General features: G+C 68.1%; 17 protein-coding genes. 3 read left to right on the top strand and 14 right to left on the bottom strand.

What is annotated here, in order from left to right; genetic code table 11:
* Window positions 1–13: 13 nt before the first annotated feature.
* The 6 genes from AVL48_RS25845 to AVL48_RS25820 form a co-directional block, all read right to left on the bottom strand.
* Complete coding sequence (locus tag AVL48_RS25845) at window positions 14–1,255, bottom strand: acyl-CoA reductase (RefSeq protein ID WP_061980342.1); 1,242 nt, start codon at window positions 1,253–1,255, stop codon at window positions 14–16.
* On the bottom strand, window positions 1,252–2,304 hold the full coding sequence (locus tag AVL48_RS25840) for a LuxE/PaaK family acyltransferase (RefSeq protein WP_061980343.1): 1,053 nt from the start codon (window positions 2,302–2,304) through the stop codon (window positions 1,252–1,254). Before AVL48_RS25840 ends, AVL48_RS25845 begins: the two co-directional genes overlap by 4 nt.
* On the bottom strand, window positions 2,301–3,698 hold the full coding sequence (locus AVL48_RS25835; RefSeq protein WP_061980344.1) for an AMP-binding protein: 1,398 nt from the start codon (window positions 3,696–3,698) through the stop codon (window positions 2,301–2,303). The genes AVL48_RS25840 and AVL48_RS25835 overlap by 4 nt, the downstream gene beginning before the upstream one ends.
* A gap of 145 nt (window positions 3,699–3,843) precedes the next feature.
* On the bottom strand, window positions 3,844–4,569 hold the full coding sequence (locus tag AVL48_RS25830; protein ID WP_061980345.1) for an SDR family NAD(P)-dependent oxidoreductase: 726 nt from the start codon (window positions 4,567–4,569) through the stop codon (window positions 3,844–3,846).
* Window positions 4,569–4,808, bottom strand: a complete 240-nt coding sequence (locus tag AVL48_RS25825) for an acyl carrier protein (RefSeq protein ID WP_061980346.1) — start codon at window positions 4,806–4,808, stop codon at window positions 4,569–4,571. Before AVL48_RS25825 ends, AVL48_RS25830 begins: the two co-directional genes overlap by 1 nt.
* A gap of 9 nt (window positions 4,809–4,817) precedes the next feature.
* Complete coding sequence (locus tag AVL48_RS25820; protein WP_061980347.1) at window positions 4,818–5,549, bottom strand: acyl-ACP--UDP-N-acetylglucosamine O-acyltransferase family protein; 732 nt, start codon at window positions 5,547–5,549, stop codon at window positions 4,818–4,820.
* Between the two features lie 173 nt (window positions 5,550–5,722).
* On the opposite strand from AVL48_RS25820, the gene AVL48_RS25815 reads away from it, so the two are divergent.
* Both AVL48_RS25815 and AVL48_RS25810 read left to right on the top strand, forming a co-directional pair.
* Window positions 5,723–6,829 carry a DegT/DnrJ/EryC1/StrS family aminotransferase gene (locus AVL48_RS25815; RefSeq protein WP_061980348.1) on the top strand — a complete coding sequence of 369 codons (1,107 nt, stop codon included), beginning with the start codon at window positions 5,723–5,725 and terminating at the stop codon, window positions 6,827–6,829.
* A complete protein-coding gene (locus AVL48_RS25810) occupies window positions 6,826–7,785 on the top strand; it encodes a Gfo/Idh/MocA family protein (RefSeq protein ID WP_074038224.1) in 960 nt (319 codons plus the stop codon). Before AVL48_RS25815 ends, AVL48_RS25810 begins: the two co-directional genes overlap by 4 nt.
* Window positions 7,786–7,856: 71 nt before the next feature.
* Here AVL48_RS25810 and AVL48_RS25805 read toward each other — a convergent pair whose 3' ends face one another.
* Window positions 7,857–8,612 (bottom strand): hypothetical protein, encoded by a 756-nt coding sequence (locus AVL48_RS25805; protein WP_061980349.1) that lies wholly within the window; start codon window positions 8,610–8,612, stop codon window positions 7,857–7,859.
* Window positions 8,609–9,118, bottom strand: a complete 510-nt coding sequence (locus tag AVL48_RS25800; RefSeq protein ID WP_061980350.1) for a SigE family RNA polymerase sigma factor — start codon at window positions 9,116–9,118, stop codon at window positions 8,609–8,611. The genes AVL48_RS25805 and AVL48_RS25800 overlap by 4 nt, the downstream gene beginning before the upstream one ends.
* Before the next feature lie 112 nt (window positions 9,119–9,230).
* On the opposite strand from AVL48_RS25800, the gene AVL48_RS25795 reads away from it, so the two are divergent.
* Window positions 9,231–9,845 (top strand): hypothetical protein, encoded by a 615-nt coding sequence (locus tag AVL48_RS25795; RefSeq protein ID WP_061980351.1) that lies wholly within the window; start codon window positions 9,231–9,233, stop codon window positions 9,843–9,845.
* Window positions 9,846–9,847: 2 nt separating this feature from the next.
* On the opposite strand, the gene AVL48_RS25790 is transcribed toward AVL48_RS25795, so the two are convergent.
* The 6 genes from AVL48_RS25790 to AVL48_RS25765 form a co-directional block, all read right to left on the bottom strand.
* Window positions 9,848–10,414 carry a copper resistance CopC family protein gene (locus AVL48_RS25790; RefSeq protein WP_061980352.1) on the bottom strand — a complete coding sequence of 189 codons (567 nt, stop codon included), beginning with the start codon at window positions 10,412–10,414 and terminating at the stop codon, window positions 9,848–9,850.
* Window positions 10,415–10,578: 164 nt separating this feature from the next.
* Complete coding sequence (locus tag AVL48_RS25785) at window positions 10,579–11,154, bottom strand: Uma2 family endonuclease (RefSeq protein ID WP_061980353.1); 576 nt, start codon at window positions 11,152–11,154, stop codon at window positions 10,579–10,581.
* 257 nt (window positions 11,155–11,411) lie between these two features.
* Window positions 11,412–12,038 (bottom strand): acyltransferase, encoded by a 627-nt coding sequence (locus AVL48_RS25780; RefSeq protein WP_061980354.1) that lies wholly within the window; start codon window positions 12,036–12,038, stop codon window positions 11,412–11,414.
* Window positions 12,025–13,251, bottom strand: coding sequence for a glycosyltransferase family 4 protein (locus AVL48_RS25775; RefSeq protein WP_244162524.1), 1,227 nt, complete (start codon window positions 13,249–13,251; stop codon window positions 12,025–12,027). Before AVL48_RS25775 ends, AVL48_RS25780 begins: the two co-directional genes overlap by 14 nt.
* A gap of 34 nt (window positions 13,252–13,285) precedes the next feature.
* Window positions 13,286–14,215: an NAD-dependent epimerase/dehydratase family protein gene (locus AVL48_RS25770; RefSeq protein ID WP_061980355.1), complete on the bottom strand. Its 930-nt coding sequence runs from the start codon at window positions 14,213–14,215 to the stop codon at window positions 13,286–13,288.
* A 7-nt stretch (window positions 14,216–14,222) separates the two neighbouring features.
* A complete protein-coding gene (locus AVL48_RS25765; protein ID WP_061980356.1) occupies window positions 14,223–15,353 on the bottom strand; it encodes a DegT/DnrJ/EryC1/StrS family aminotransferase in 1,131 nt (376 codons plus the stop codon).
* Between the last annotated feature and the right edge of the window lie 31 nt (window positions 15,354–15,384).

Here is a 15,384-nt window from a genome sequence, read left to right as displayed (position 1 = left end):
CTGTCGCCGCTGGTCAGGCCTGCACGGTCACCAGTCGGCTGAACTCGGTCAGCAGATCGTAGCCGTCCCAAATCGCGGAGAACGTCAGGGCCGATCCGAAGGGAACGACACGGTCGACGCCGCGGCCCGCCAATTCCGTCACGAATTCCGTCAATTCCTCTTTGCTGAAGCCGAATTGACCGACGGTTTGATCTTTGCGGAGCACGATCGGGACGAGGTCGGAAAGCGTGCCGACCCGCGCGTTGGCGAAAGTGCCCGCGCCGAGCCACTCGCGCGGCAGGATCGCGGGATCGGCCAGCTCCAGCGTCGCGATGCCGTTGCCCTGGAACTCGATGCCGTCGACGAGCCCGTCGACGGCCGCGCCGTACGCCGAAACCCGCTTCTGGACGGCCATCGCGGGCTCGGTGACGTGCTGTTTCGTCGCCAGCACCTCGGCGAGCAGCTTCCGGAACTCCTGTCCGGCTTCGCGAGCGCCGTCCTCGTCGCCGACCCAGAACACCGCGCGCGGCGACGAGCAGGCGGCCTGATCGAACCAGTACGAGTCGTTGTAGAAGCCTTCGGCCGCGCCACGGCGCTCGGCCTCGGAGGCGTTCTGCCAGCCGCGCACCGACGCGACCGCGAACGACGACCGGTCCGGGAAGGTCAGGTCGCGCGCGTGCGGCGCCAGCGGGTACTCGCGCAGGGCCGCGACCGAGGCGTCGCCACCCCAGATGACGCGCAGGTCCGCGGCGACCGACAGCGCGCCGCTGATCGCGTCACTGCGGTCGTAGGTGACCATGCGCTGGGTCGCGGTGATCGCGGCGGCGGTGTCCGCGTCCACTTCGGACAGGGCGGCGTTCAGCGCCTCCAGCACCGTTTCGGCGGCACCGGCCGAACGCGACGACACGCGGACGACATTGTGGTTGCCCGCCAGCGCGGAAAGCGCCCACGAGTACACGAAGATCGTGTCCACGTTGGCGGGCGGGACGTGGAAGACCAGCCCGCGCGGGAAGCGCAGCGCGTCGCCTGACGTATGCAAAGTGGACAATGCCTTGGCGATCTCCCCCTTGCGCAGGAAGAAACCGAGTGACGCCAGTTCCGGGAACCGGCGCGCGGTGGCGGGCGCGAGGAGCTTGCGCGCGAACTTCGTCAAGAACTCGACGACACGCGGGTCGCCGACGCGAAGCCGTCCACCGACGGGCTCGGCACGCAGTTCCTCGACGAGCTTGTCGACCTCGATCGCTTCCGAAAGCGGAAAACGCTGGTTCAAGGTCATGCCGCCGCCCCCTGGAAGGTGTCCGAGCAGCCGCGGGCCTCGGCCTTGGGCAGCCTGCCGTGCACGGAGAAGTGCTTGCCCGGCCAGTCGCCGTCGTCGATCCCGTTGTAGACGCCCAGATCCTCGGTGAGGAGGACGTGACCCGGATACGAGTGCGGCAGCGTGCTGACGACCTCGATCACGCCGGGTACGCCGACCGGCTGCTCTTCCCAGGTCTCCGGGTCCCGGATCACGACGTCCGCGAAATCGGGGCAGTACAAGGAGTTCCCGGAAGGTCCTTCGAGGAACACGGTGCCGATCTGCTCGATCATCCCGTAGTAGTTGTGGATCCGCTCCAGGCCGGTGTCCTCTTTGAACCGGCGGCGGAACTCGGTGTTGTCGACCGCGCGGTCGATCAGCTTCTTCCAGCCGCCGGAGTGGATCAGGATCCCGTTGGACAGGTCCAGCTGGTGCTCGCGCGCGACCTCGTAGAGGTACTGCCACACCATGAAGGTGAAGCCGAAGATCAGGAACGGCTTGTCGCCGTAGGTGGCGAGGAACTGCTTGACGGCCTCGACGTCCGGCTGGTCGTTCTCGTCGAGCACGTAGGTGTGCTTGCGGCCGAAGTTCGCCATGCCGAGCACGCCCGCGCCGCGCGCGGAGAACGAGCGGCGGTTCTTGATGATGCCGATGGTGTCGACCATCAGCATCGGCAGCCGCTCACCGCCGAGTACCTCCTGCAGCGTCGCGCCGAGCTGCTTCGTCTGCGCGCCGGCGGCGGCCTTGTCCAGGTAGATCCGCGACGCGCCCGCGCCGGTGGTGCCCGAGGACGTCAGCGTCTTGAAGATCTCGGACTCGGGGATGCTGCGCAGGTCGTGTGTCTTGAACATCCGCACCGGCAGCCACGGCAGATCCGCGATCGAAGCGAATTCCGCGTCCCGCGCGATGCCCAGCGAAGAGAGGATGCGGTCGTAACCGACGGAGTTCTCGCGGTGGTGCGCGGTCAGTTCGGCGAGCTGCGGAAGCAACCGCTTCTCGCGCTCAGCCTGAGACAACGTAAAGACGCTCATACCTGGGCCTCCAGCGACCGGTAGTCGATCTTGCCGCTGGCGAGCAGCGGCACGGTGTCGATGGGGCGGACGTCGAACCCGCTCGTGTGCAGGTGCAGCCGCTCGGACAGCGCCTTGGCGGCGTCCTTGCAGATCTCCTTGTCGGCCGCCTCGGCGAACAGGACGACCTTGTCCCCGGCCGGGACGGCGGCCACGACGTCGATCCCCACCGAAGCGGAACGCACGGCGTGCTCGAGATCATCCAGGCTGACCCGGTTGCCGAAGACCTTGCCGATCCGCTTGAGCCGTCCGGTGATGTAGAGGAATCCCTCTTCGTCGAGGTAACCGAGGTCGCCGGTGGGCAGCACGCCACCACATTCGTCGCCCGCGGCCAGCCCGGTCTCGTCATCGGCGTAGCCCATCATCACGTTGGGCCCCCGGTAGACGACCTCGCCGACGATCTTCGGGTGCGTCGTCTCGGAACCGTCCTCGCGCCGGATGGCGAACGAACCGCCGGGCAGCGCGGGTCCGGCCGAACCGAGCTTCTCCGCGAGCCGCTCCGCCGGGACGGTGGTCATCCGCGGCGCGGCCTCGGTCTGCCCGTACATCACGAACATCCGCCCGCCGACGGCGCGGATCTTGTCGTTGAACTGGGCGACGAGGTCGTCGCGGAGCTTGCCGCCCGCCTGGGTCAGCGTGCGCAGCGTCGGGTACTTCGCCGGGTCGAACTTGAGCCGCCGCAACATCTCGTAGTGATACGGCACGCCCGCGAGCGAGGTGACCTTGTGCTCGTTGACCGCGTCCCAGAACCCGCGCCCGAGCACGCCGGAGGGCTCGATGACCACGGTCGCGCCGCGGACGAGATGCGAGTTCAGCACGGACAGGCCGTAGCTGTAGTGCAGCGGGAGGCTGGTCGGCGCGACCTCGTGGCGGTCGATGCCGAGCACCTGCGCGATCGCGTCGGCGTTGGACAGCACCGCGCCGCGCGAGAGCCGGACCAGCTTCGGGTTGCCGGTGGAACCGCTGGTCGGCAGCAGGACCGCCAGCTGAGGATGCGGCTCGACACCTTCGCCCGCCTCCCGGACCCAGTGTCCGTCGGTGACGCCGTACCCCTCGGGCGCGGGCGCGTCCGGCGCCGACAGCACGGCCGCCGGGCGGAAGCGCTCGATGAGCCCCGCCAGAACGTCGGCGTCCAGGGCCGGGTCGATCAGCGCGATCGCGCGGCCCGCCTCGAACGCGCCGAGGTAGTTCAGCACACTGCCGAGGTCCACCGACATCCGCGCGAACAGCGCGCCCGGCGGCAGCAGCGACAACGCGGCCCCCACGCGGGTGACTTCGGCGTCGAGTTCATCGCCCGCGAGCGTCTTGCCGCTCGTGACGTCGATCAGTCGCGCACCCACACCCAAGAGGGTCACAGTTCATTCCTCCGACCGATTCCCGACCGCGATCGGTCCGGCAGGGCGGTCGTGCGTTCGTCCGCCGGATTCACCGACCGGCTGCCCTGCCACCCCGATAGCGGGGCCTTCGGCCAGCCGCAGGCAGCCGCACGTCGCGCCACCATTACAGAACTAATCCTCCATCGATGCCCAGCACCTGCCCGGTGATGAACGAAGCGTCATCACTGACGAGGAACCGGATCGCGTTCGCCACGTCTTCGGGCGTCCCGAGCCGCCCGAGCGGGGTCTTGCCGATGTTCTCGGCCTTGGCGTCCTCGCTCAGTCCCGAGGTCAGGTCGGTGTCGATGACGCCGGGCGCCACCGCGTTGACCCGGATGCCGGACCGGCCGAGTTCCTTCGCGGCCGAACGCGCGATGTTCGCCACCGCCGCCTTCGAGGCCGCGTACACCGTCTGACCGGCGCTTCCGTGCTCGCCGACGATCGAAGCCAGCACCACGATCGCGCCGGTCTTCTTGCGCATCATCGCCCTGGCCGCGGCCTGGACGGTGTGCAGCGTGCCGGCGACGTTCGTGCTCAGCGTGGTGTCGACGAGTTCCTCGCGGATCATGCCGAGGAGCGCGTCCTCCATGATCCCGGCGTTGGCGACCACGATGTCGAGCTTGCCGTGCTCCTTGGCCACGCCGCGGACCAGCGTCGACACGGCCTTGGCGTCGGTGACGTCCAGCGCGAGCCCGCTCGCGGCGCCCGCCGCGGCCGCCGCTTCCTTGGCCTTGGCCTCGTCGCGGCCGGTCAGCACGACGGTGGCGCCCGCCTCGGCGAGCGCCCGCGCGGTCGCGAGCCCGATCCCCCGCGTACCGCCGGTGACCAGGGCGACCTTCCCGTCCAGCATCACTTGTTCTGGAGGTCCGTGACCATGTCGACGGCGACCTTGAAGCTCGACATGTCGATCACCTGGTCGGTGTCGAACTCGACGTCGAACTCGTCCTCGATGGCCGCGACCAGCGCCATGTGACCGACCGAGTCCCACGCCTCGATGTCGCGGTACTTCAGGTTTTCGACGTCGACATCGCCATCGAGGTCCAGCGCCTCGACGAAGACCTCACGCAGCTTGCCGGCGACTTCCGCCATCTGTGACTCCTAGTGCTCTTCGCGCGGACGGGCGTCCCACGCCTTCACCAAGGTAGAGAGGTCACCGGGCAGCCGGTCGGCCAGCCCGTCCTCAGGGAGACCGGCCTTACCCTTCAGCCACGGTCCCAGTGCCTCGATGGTGGCCTCGTCCAGCCCTCGGCGGGACAGGCCCACGGTGTTGACGCCGGTCACGCGGGCGGGGTTGCCGACCGCGATGGTGAACGCGCCCACCTCCTTGCGGACCGCGGAGCTCATCCCGACCATCGCGCCGGGGCCGACCACGACCCGCTGGTGCAGGATCGCCCCCATGCCGAGGTTCGCCCCGGACCAGATGTGGCAATGGCCTCCGGTGATGACGTTCGACGCGACCGTGACGGCGTCCTCGACCAGGCAGTCGTGGGCGATGTGGGAGCCGCGGAGGAAGTAGCCGCCGTCGCCGATGGTGGTCGTGCGCCAGGTGCCCTGGTGGACGCTCACGTACTCGCGGATGCGGTTCCGGCTGCCGATGACGACGCCGTGGCCGTCGTGATCGGGATCACCGTTCGGCGCGGAGTCCCAGGCGGCGGGGTGCTCGCGGCCGCGATCCTCACCGGGGGTGCCGATGGTCACGTGCGGGCCGATCCAGTTGCCGTCGCCGACGCGCGTGGGGCCCACGATGACGGTGAACGGTCCGATGACGTTGTCGTCACCGAGCTCGACACCCTCGCCGATGACTGCGGTCGGGTGGATGCGGTTCACCACGTGAGATCCGTTCGTTGTGGCTGGGAGGCAGCCTGGGGTATTGGGCGCTTCGGCGGTCCCGGTAACGTGTGGCCCGCGCCAGAGAGGGCGGCCGGACGCAGAACCGGCGGCTCACTGTACCGGACGCACCGTAGTGCCTGATTCACGAATGCCCAGTCGAGAGAGACTTGCAGATGATCCCCATTACCGTGGTCGACGTCCGTGACGCGGAGGACCTCGTCGTCGAGGTGCTGCGATCCGGCGCCATCGCACAGGGACCGATGGTCAAGCGCTTCGAGGACGCGTTCGCGAACGTTTCCGGCACGAAGCACGCGATCGCCGTCAACAACGGCACCACCGCGCTGGTCGCCGCCATCCAGGCGCTCGACCTCCAGCCGGGTGACGAGGTCATCACCTCGCCGTTCACCTTCGTGGCGACGCTGAACGCGATCCTGGAGGCCGGCGCGACCGTCCGCTTCGCCGACATCCGGCGCGACGACTTCGCGATCGACCCGGACGCCGTCGGCGCCGCGATCACCGACCGCACCAAGGTCCTCATGCCGGTGCACCTGTACGGGCAGACCGCGGACATGGGCAAGCTCGCGCCGCTGGCCGCCGAGCACGGTCTCCAGGTCATCGAGGACTCCGCGCAGGCCGTCGGCGCGTCGTTCGAGGGCAAGCCGTCGGGATCCTTCGGGATCGGCTGCTTCTCTTTGTACGCCACCAAGAACGTCACCACCGCCGAGGGCGGCGTGATCACCACGGACGACGACAAGCTGGCCGACGCGCTGCGCGTGCTGCGCAACCAGGGCATGCGCGCCCGGTACCAGTACGAAGTCGCCGGGCACAACTACCGGATGACCGATCTGCACGCGGCGGTCGGCATCCCGCAGCTGGAGAAGCTGGACCAGCTCACCGCCGCCCGCCAGGCCAACGCGAAGCGCCTGACCGAAGGCCTCGCCGGCACTCCGGGGCTCGACCTCCCGCAGGTCCTGCCGGGCCGCGAACACGTGTGGCACCAGTACACCGTGCTGGTCGGCCCGCACGCCTTCCTCTCCCGTGACGAACTCGCCGCCGCGCTCACCGAACGCGGCATCGGCAACGGGATCTACTACCCGAAGATCGTCTTCGACTACGACTGCTACCGGAACAACCCGCTGATCCCCGATGCCGAGGTCGAGGACTTCCCGGTGGCCGCCTCCGTCGCCGCGCAGGCGCTGTCCCTGCCGGTGCACCCGCACCTTTCCGAGTCCGACCTGGACACCATCATCGAAACGGTTCGCGAGGTACTCGGCGCATGACGACGCACAAGATCGCTCTCATCGGCACCGGGAACATGGGCTCGCTGCACGCCCGTGTCCTCGCCGCGAACGAGCGCGTGGACCTCGTCCGCGTGATCGACCCGCGCGAAGAGGCGGGTCGCAAGGTCGCCGAACGCTACGAAACCCAGTGGACGCCGGAAATCGGCTCTCTGTCCGATGTGGACGCCGTCGTGCTCGCTTCGGCGACCGAGGCGCATTACGAGCTGGCACAGGAGATCCTCGGCCAGGGCAAGCCGCTGCTGGTCGAGAAGCCGGTCTGCAACAGCCTCGAATTCTCCCAGGAGATCGTCGCGCTGTCGGCGAAGAAGGACGTCCCGCTGATGTGCGGGCTCCTGGAGCGCTACAACCCGGCCGTGCTGACCGCGCGGGCACTGATCAACGAGCCGATCCACCTGATGGCCCGCCGCCACGGCCCGTACGCGCCGCGGATCAAGACCGGGGTCGCGTGGGACCTGCTGGTGCACGACGTCGACCTGGCCATCCAGTTCTTCGGCGGCGCGACCCCGGCGCGGGTCGCCTCCGGTGCCGGCTACTTCCACCCGAACTCGGTCGAGGGCGCCGAAGACACCATCGAGACGGTGCTGTCGTTCGAGTCCGGGCTGGCCACGGTTTCCGCGTCCCGCCTCGGCCAGCGCAAGGTCCGCTCGCTGTGGGTGTCCGAACTGGACCGCATGATCGAGATCGACCTGCTCCGCCGCGACGTCACCATCTACCGGCACGTCTCGCACGACTCGGTCACCCCGGACGGCCTCGGCTACCGGCAGCAGACCGTCATCGAGATCCCGGAACTGGTCACCGCGCGCGAGCCCCTGGCCACCCAGCTGGACCGGTTCCTCGAACTGCTCGAAGGCAAGGTCGACGCCGACACCGAGCGGGAGCTGATCCTGCCTTCGCACGCCGTCGTCGACCAGGTGCTCACCCAGGCCGCAGCCTGATTCTCTCGCATCTAGTCCTCTGCATGCGGTAGTTGCCCAGCGCAACGACCGCGTTCAGAGGACTGAATGCGTTATTTGGTGAGGCGCACGCCCCTCGCGTCATAGGCGACGAGCGGGCTCAGGACGTTCGCCGACTCCACGTCCGCCGGGTCGAACCAGAAGATCACGACCGCCGGGTCTTCGGACCAGACGGCCGTCTTCGCTTCGACCGGCTTTCCCCGCACGGTGCTGGTGATCCGTTGCGCGGGACCGGAGAAGTAGCCGAACACGGGGACGAACGTGCCCCGGATCAGCTCGCCACCGTCCGTGGCGTGGAAGCCGAAGGACCGGTCGGATCCCTTGTATTCGTTGGTGCCCAGGAGCGCGTCGAAGGTGCCGTCGTCGTTCCGGTAGGCGACCTGCAGGCTGAAATGGATGTCCGGCAGGACCGGCTCGTCGAGCGCGGACGCGTAGATCACCAGTTCCCGGCCGCCCTCACCGCGGATCCCGAGCGAAAGCACATCGCCCATGGGCAGGTCCGCCGCCGTGGTGGCGACCGACGGTGCCGGTGAGGTCGGCGCCGGCGGCGGCTGCGACGGAGGGGCGGCGGACGCGCTCGCCGCGGGTGGGATCGATCGCCGGTCGGACGGCGGTTCCTTCAACGCGACCCCGCCGACGATGACCAGCACCGTCACCATGGCGGCGGCGACCCCGCCCGCGCCGGTCGCGAGACGGCGACGGCGGCGGATGCGCCTGCCCTTGGTCATGATCGCGGCGAGGTCGGGTGCGGCGAACTCCTCGGCGGGCGGTTCCCGCAGAGCCGAGCGCAGCGTCTCGAGGTCGGTCATCGTCCCAGCCCCCCGATCAGTTCCGTTCCGTCCTCCGCGGTGATCCGCAGCTTCGTCAGTGCGCGGGAGTTGGTGCTCTTCACCGTGCCCACCGAGACCCCCAGCTCGCCGGCCACGTCGGACTCCTTCAGATCGAAGAAGTGCCGGAGCACCACAACCGCTCTTTCCCGGTCTGTGAGCGTACGCAACGCGTCAAGCAGCCATTTCCGCTGGACAACGGCCCCGGCGACGTCCGCGCCGCTCGGCCGCTCGGGAATCTCCTCGGTGGCGTTCTCGCGCATCGGGCGCCGCCAGCCGTCGATGATGTGATTGACCAGGACCTGCCTCGCGTAGGCGTAGGCGTCCTTGCGGCGCACCCGTGGCCAGGCGGCATACGTCTTGGCGAGGGCCGTCTGAGCGGCGTCCTCGGCCTGATGCCGATCGCTGGTCAGCAGGTAGGCGGCATGCTGCAGACGCGTCGACGAGTTCCGCACGAACTCGACGAACTCGTCATCGCCGCGAGCCACGCTGGTCCTCATCTCCGTTCGACGGTTGACCACCCGAAAGGTTGCCTCAACCTTTCCGGCCGCTCCCCCGTAGAGGTCTTCGCATGATCTTCGACCACTGGGAGGCACCGCAATGAAATCACCCGGGAAGCGGACGCTGCTGACAGGCGGCGGAATCGCGGCCGCCGGTCTCGCCGTCGTCCTTTCGACCACCTTGACCGCGAACGCGGCCCCCGCTCCGGCACCCGCACCGGCGGCGGAGGTCGTGGAGGCACCCGTTCCGGTGCGGGCCGCCGAGGAACCGGACAACACGCCGTGGGGTGACGTCATCGGCACCGGCGTCCAGGGCGACGGCGGTGAACTGGTGTTCTACGGCGTGAAGGTCGACATCGAGCAGCTCCCGCAGACGACCTTCGGGATCATGGCCGGGCACCGGTCGGCCGACGGCAAGGTGACCGCCGGCACCGTCACCAACGAGTACTCCGGCCCCGACAAGTCACCTGGTTTCCACGCGGTGTCCGGTGGGCTGAACGGCATCCCGTCCTTCGGCTACTACGCGGGCCCGGCCGCGAAAATCACCGCGAAGGTGAACGGCAAGACCGTCACCGCGCACCAGGCCGCCTGGAGCGTGGACCCGAACATCGTCGTGTTCTGGTTCGACTCCGCCGCCGACCCGCTGAAGCTGGCCGCCTTCGACGCCTCCGGCAAGAAGTTGCCGGTGGGCAACCCCGACGTCGGCCACGGCTGAGGTCAGTTCTTGCGTCGAGTAAGGCGCAACGCGACAACGAGACCGGCGACCACCACGGCGACCGCGAGCACGATCCACAACCAGACGGGCAACAGGCCTTCGGGAGTGGTCTCCTCCGCCTGCGGGGCCGGGGTGGCGCTGGTCGCGGGGGCCGGGCTGCTCACCGGAGCCGCCGCGCTGCTGGAGGACGGTGAGGACGCGGGGGCGCTGAGGTTGAACTTCACCGAACCGCTCGCGACATGCGAATCCTCGGAGGCCACCTTGTAGCGCAGGGTGTACTCGCCCGCGGGTCCGACGGCCTGTACCGGCGCGGTGACGACGGTTCCGGCGACTTCCGCCCGGCCGACCGTCCACGACGCGTTCTCGGGCCCGGTGATCTGGATCGGGTTGTCGGCGAGGGCGACCGGACCGGAGAACGTCAGCTTGACCTGCGTCGGCGGCGTCGCGAGTGAAGCGCCGCTCTCCGGATCGCTGCTCTTCAGCTCCGTGTGGGCCATCGCCGGGGTCGCGGCACTCAGCAGGGTCACCCCGGCGACCAGCAGGGACGCACCGAACCGCTTGAACCTCATCAGACACCCTTCACGCGGAAACTCCCACGATGAGCCTAGTGGCCATCGTCGCCCGATCTGACGCCTTGATCAACGGAAGATCCGGGACACTCAACGTCCCCGATCCTCCGTTGATCGAGCTCGTGTCCCTCAAGGAGGCCTTCACGGCACCGGCCCGACGGTGCTCAGGGGCGCTGCGCGTGGCGGGTGGTGAGGGCGTCGAGGTCGAGAGTGATCGGGGCGCTCTCGAAGTCGAGTGACACCTTGCCGGTGTGCTCGCCGAAGTTCTCGTACTCGCCGTCGACCAAACGGTAGGTGATCATGCTCGGCGGGTCGTCGAGGTCGACGATCCAGTAATGCTCGATTCCGGCTTCGGCGTACTCGGAGAATTTCGTGACCCGGTCGGTGCGGACCGAGCCTTCGGAAAGGATCTCGATGACGAGACGCACGTCTTGAGCGGCGTATCGAGCCGGATTCTCTTCCACCAGCTCGGTCGCCGCGACGAGGACGTCCGGGACGCGAACCGTCAACGGGAGTTCCGCGACGACGAACTCGGCTTCCGAGAGAGCCATGAGGGATTCAGGCAGTTGCTCGTTGAGCACGTATCCCAGGCGGGTGACCGCGAGCTGATGGAACGACATCGGCCGAGGGCCCACGATCAAGACTCCTTCGACGACTTCCGCGCGGTGTTCCGGGTCTTCCGGCAACGCGGCCCAGTCGTCGAGGGTCAGGAGGCGGTGAGGCCACTGCACGACACTCATCGAACTCCTCCTTCGCCGGTGATCACCAGACCATCTTCCCACGGTTTCGCCGAAACGGTAGCGCTACACACGGTAGTGAAAGGCCGCTGGGTCGAGTTGCGTCTACGCAAGCTTTCGCAGGTCGGCTCCATTGTGGCGAGGAGAAGAACCTGGGGGTTCCTGGCCATCGGCCTGCTCTTTTCGGTCACCGTCTGTACCGTCACGATCACGTTGCCCGCCCGGTAGCCGTCGCCCGCCCTCGTCCTCGACGCCTCTGACTACTCCGTGAAGTCCCCTGCCGGAGCGCCCCAAGACCCCGGGGTGTGACCGCGCTCCTCCGCCAGCGCGCGCCGCCGCGCGTTCTCGCCGCGCACACGCTCCACTTCGGACTGGATGTACTCGTCGTCGTACTTCTGGAACACGCGCGCGGGGTTGCCCGCGACGAGTGTCCGCGGCGGGACGTCCTTGGCGACCACGGAATTCGGCTGCACGGTGGCGAAGTCGCCGATCGTGACGCCCGCCATGATGACGACGAGGCCGCCGATGAAACAGCCTTTGCCGATCTTCACCGGTTTGCGTTCGATGAGGTCACTGCCGGAGTGGTTCTGCAGCGTCATGTTCGCGAGCCAGCTGGAATGCGTGAAGATCAGCGTGTTCAGGCCGATGCTGGTGTGCTCGCCGATCTCCAGCCCGCCGCTGGCGTCGAGCGCGGCGCCTTCGCCGATCCAGCAGTGTTCGCCGATCTTCAGGTTCTCCGGGCTGATGATCTTGACCCGCTCACGCACCCTGGTCGTCTCGGGCAACCCATAGAAACGAGCGCGCTCGGCGTCGTTCATGTACTGCGAAACGAGTTCGGTCAGGATTTGCGGACGCAGCCGGTTGCTGCGCTCGTCATCGAAGAACATCGGCCTCGGTCACCAGTTTCTCGAAGGTGCGCAGGTGTTCGTCGGCGACGACGTCGAGGCCGAAGTTGGCCCGCACCATCGCACTTTCCCGCTGTGCCACCAAAGCCCGCTTCTCCGGGTCGTCGAGCAGTTCGATGACGGTGTTCGCGACCGCCTCGCTGTCGTCCGGCCGCACCAGCAGGATGTTCTCGCCGTTGCGCAGTTCGATGCCGGGGTAGTTGTCTTCGGTGACCGACGCGATGGTCGCGGTACCCGACAGCATCGCCTCCAGCGACGCGGTACCGCAGCCGCCGTTGAGGTCGTGCGTGACGATGTCGGCGGCGGCGAAGTACGCGGGCACGTCCGCCTTCGGCACGGCACCGGTGACGATGATGGCGTCGGCGACGCCGAGTTCTTCGGCCCGCTTCAGGAAAACGTCATGGTAGACCCGGCCGACGACGACCACCTTCACGTCGGGGTGCTTGTCCAAGATGGACGGAAGTGCCTCGACGAGCGGCAGCCGGTTGCGCAGCGGGATCACGTGGCCGAGCGACACGATCACCGGGCCGTCGCCCAGTTCGTGCTCCGCGCGCACGTCGAGCGTGAGCGGCTTCTCGAAGTTCCCGGTGTCGACGGCGATCGGGAAGTAGTCCGAGTTCGCGTCGCTGGTGCCGTAGCGCTCGACGCAGTAATCGACCCCGAGCTTGTCGAGGATGACGTACCGCGGCTTGAGGTAGCGCAGGATCGGGTTCACCAGCACGGTGTCCAGGAACCGGAAAACGCCGCCGTATAGCTTGTTGTCGCTGATCAGGAGGGTGTGAATGGTCAGCAGCATGGGCAGCTTGTGCCGCCGCGCGTACAACCCGGCCAGCCACGACAGGTCGAAGAACTGCCCGTGCAGGTGGATCGCGTCCGGTTTGAATTCGTTCAGCAGCTTCCACAGCCGCCGCCAGTTCCCCGGCCGCAGCGAGGCGAAGCTCATGTCGAAGTCGATCGACAGGCCCAGCTGCGGCATCTTCACCGCGGGCAGGCGGACGACGCGGTAGCCGTCCTTCGTCTCGTCGGCCGGGGCGTCGGCGTAGGCCGCGGTGATCGCGAGCACCTCGTGCCCGCGCGCCGCGTACTGCTCGGCCAGGGACGCCGCCATATGCGCGCTTCCGCCCACCCTCGGCGGGAAGAAGTTGTTGACGACCGCGATGCGAAGGGTGCGGCTCTCCCCCGGCGCCATCACCATTCCGCCTCCGCGGGAAAGAGCACGTCGGCGGGAGTCACTCCGAAGCCTTCACCAGTTCGTACATGCCCTCTTCGACGGAGATCTTCGGCTCCCAGCCGAGGATCTCGCGGGCGCGGGTGATGTCCGCCGCCCGGCGCGACACCAGCACGTCACGCTCGTTGAACAGCGGCTCGACGTTGACACCGACGGCGTCGATGAGGATCTTCGCCAGTGTCGCGATCGAGGTGTCGATGCCGGTGCCGATGTTGATCGGCAGGTTCGCCTGCTCCGATTCGAGCGCCGCGACGACGGCGCGGGCCAGGTCCGTGACGTGCACGAAGTCCATCGACTGGTCGCCGCGGCCGTCGATGATCGGCGGCTGGCCGGCGCGCAGGCGCTGGATGAAGTGGTTGATCACCGACGTGTAATAGGCCTCGATCTTCTGGCCTGGGCCGTACACGTTGAAGAACCGCAGCGCGTTCCAGGACAGGCCCTTGGTGCGCTCGTAGAAGCCCAGCATGTCCTCGCCGGCGCGCTTCGAGATGCAGTACGGCGTGAGCGGCTTGAGCTCGTCGTCCTCGTGCATCGGCAGCCGCTTCGGGTCGCCGTAGACGGACGCGGTCGACGCGAACACGACCCGCTCGACGCCCTCGTCCGCCGCGGCGGCGAAGACGTTGTGGTTGCCGACCATGTTGATGTCGATGGACTCGTGCGGATCCGCGACCGACTTGTTGATCGACACGGTGGCGAAGTGGATCACGTGCGTGCAGCCGCGCATGGCCTCGCGCACGGCGCCGCCGTAGCGCACGTCCTTCTCGACGAGCTCGACCTTGCCGGTGGCGATGAACTCGTTCACCCTGGCGCGGTCGCCGCGCGTCATGTTGTCGAAGATACGGACGGTGTAGCCGCCTTCGATCAGCATCGGGATCACGTGCGCGGCGATGAAACCGCCGCCCCCGGTGAAGAGGACCTTCTTGTCGGGCATTTCTCTCCTAGCTCGCCCACGCGGCGCTGACGGTCTCGATGACCCGGTCTACGTGAGTATCGGTGAGGTTGGCGTGCATCGGGATGGCGAGATGACGGGCGAAGAGGTCCGCCGAGACCGGCAAGGTCTGCTTCTTGCCGTAGATGGGCTGGAGGTGCGAGGCGTAGGTGCCGAAGTTGCACTGCACGCCCTGTTCGCGGATTCGCAGCGCGAGCGCGTCGCGGTCGATTTCCGGGGCGACAGTGAGGATGTAGGCCTGCCACGGGTGCTCGCGGTCAGGCAATTCCACCGGGACTTCGAGGCCGGGCAGGTTTTCGAACGCCTCGTGATACCGCTTGGCCACCGAGCGGCGGGCCGAGAGCAGTTCCGGGAGCCGGTCGAGCTGGACGTTCATGATCGCGGCCTGCACGTCCGAGAGCCGGAAGTTGTAGCCCAGCTCGTGGAACTCCGGGATCGGCAGCGCGCCGGAACCCTCGCGGGTGATGGCGGGCTCGATGCCGTAGGTGTGCAGCTTGCGCGCGTGCGCGATGAGGTCTTCGCGGTCCGAGACCAGTGCGCCGCCCTCGCCCGCGGTGATGCCCTTGCGGCCGTGGAAGGAGAACGCGGCCAGGTCGGCGAGGCTGCCCGCCGGCCGGGTCTTGTAGGTCGCGCCCGCGGCGCAGGCGGCGTCTTCGAACAACCACAGGCCGTGCTGGTCGGCGATCGCGCGGTATTCGTCGAAATCACCGGGCTGCCCGGCGACGTCGACGGCGAGGATGCCGACCGTGCGCGGGGTGATCAGCGCTTCGATCGACGCCGGATCGGCGCTCCACACGTCCGGGCGAATGTCCGCGAACACCGGCGTCGCGCCCGCCTGCAGCACGGCGTGACCGGTGGCGGGGAAGGTGTAGTCGCCGACGATGACCTCGTCGCCCGGCTTCACATCGAGTACACGGAGTCCGAGAAAGAGTGCCGAGCCACAGTTGCTGGTGGTCAGGGCATGCGCGGTGCCGACGGTCTGCGCGAAGCGTTCCTCGAAACGACGGCAAGCGGGACCGGCGCCGGCCAGCCAGCCGGACCGGAACACCTCCGCCACCGCGGCGAGTTCTTCGTCGCCCACGGTCGGCTGACCGAGGACCACGGGTTCCTGCGTAGACATACCACTCCCATTGCGTGGGGACCCGGCGAAG

This window comes from Amycolatopsis regifaucium (genome assembly GCF_001613935.1).
Classification (GTDB): domain Bacteria; phylum Actinomycetota; class Actinomycetes; order Mycobacteriales; family Pseudonocardiaceae; genus Amycolatopsis; species Amycolatopsis regifaucium.
The sequence above is the reverse complement of the archived record's forward strand: the minus strand, read 5'-3'. Positions and strand labels throughout refer to the sequence as shown.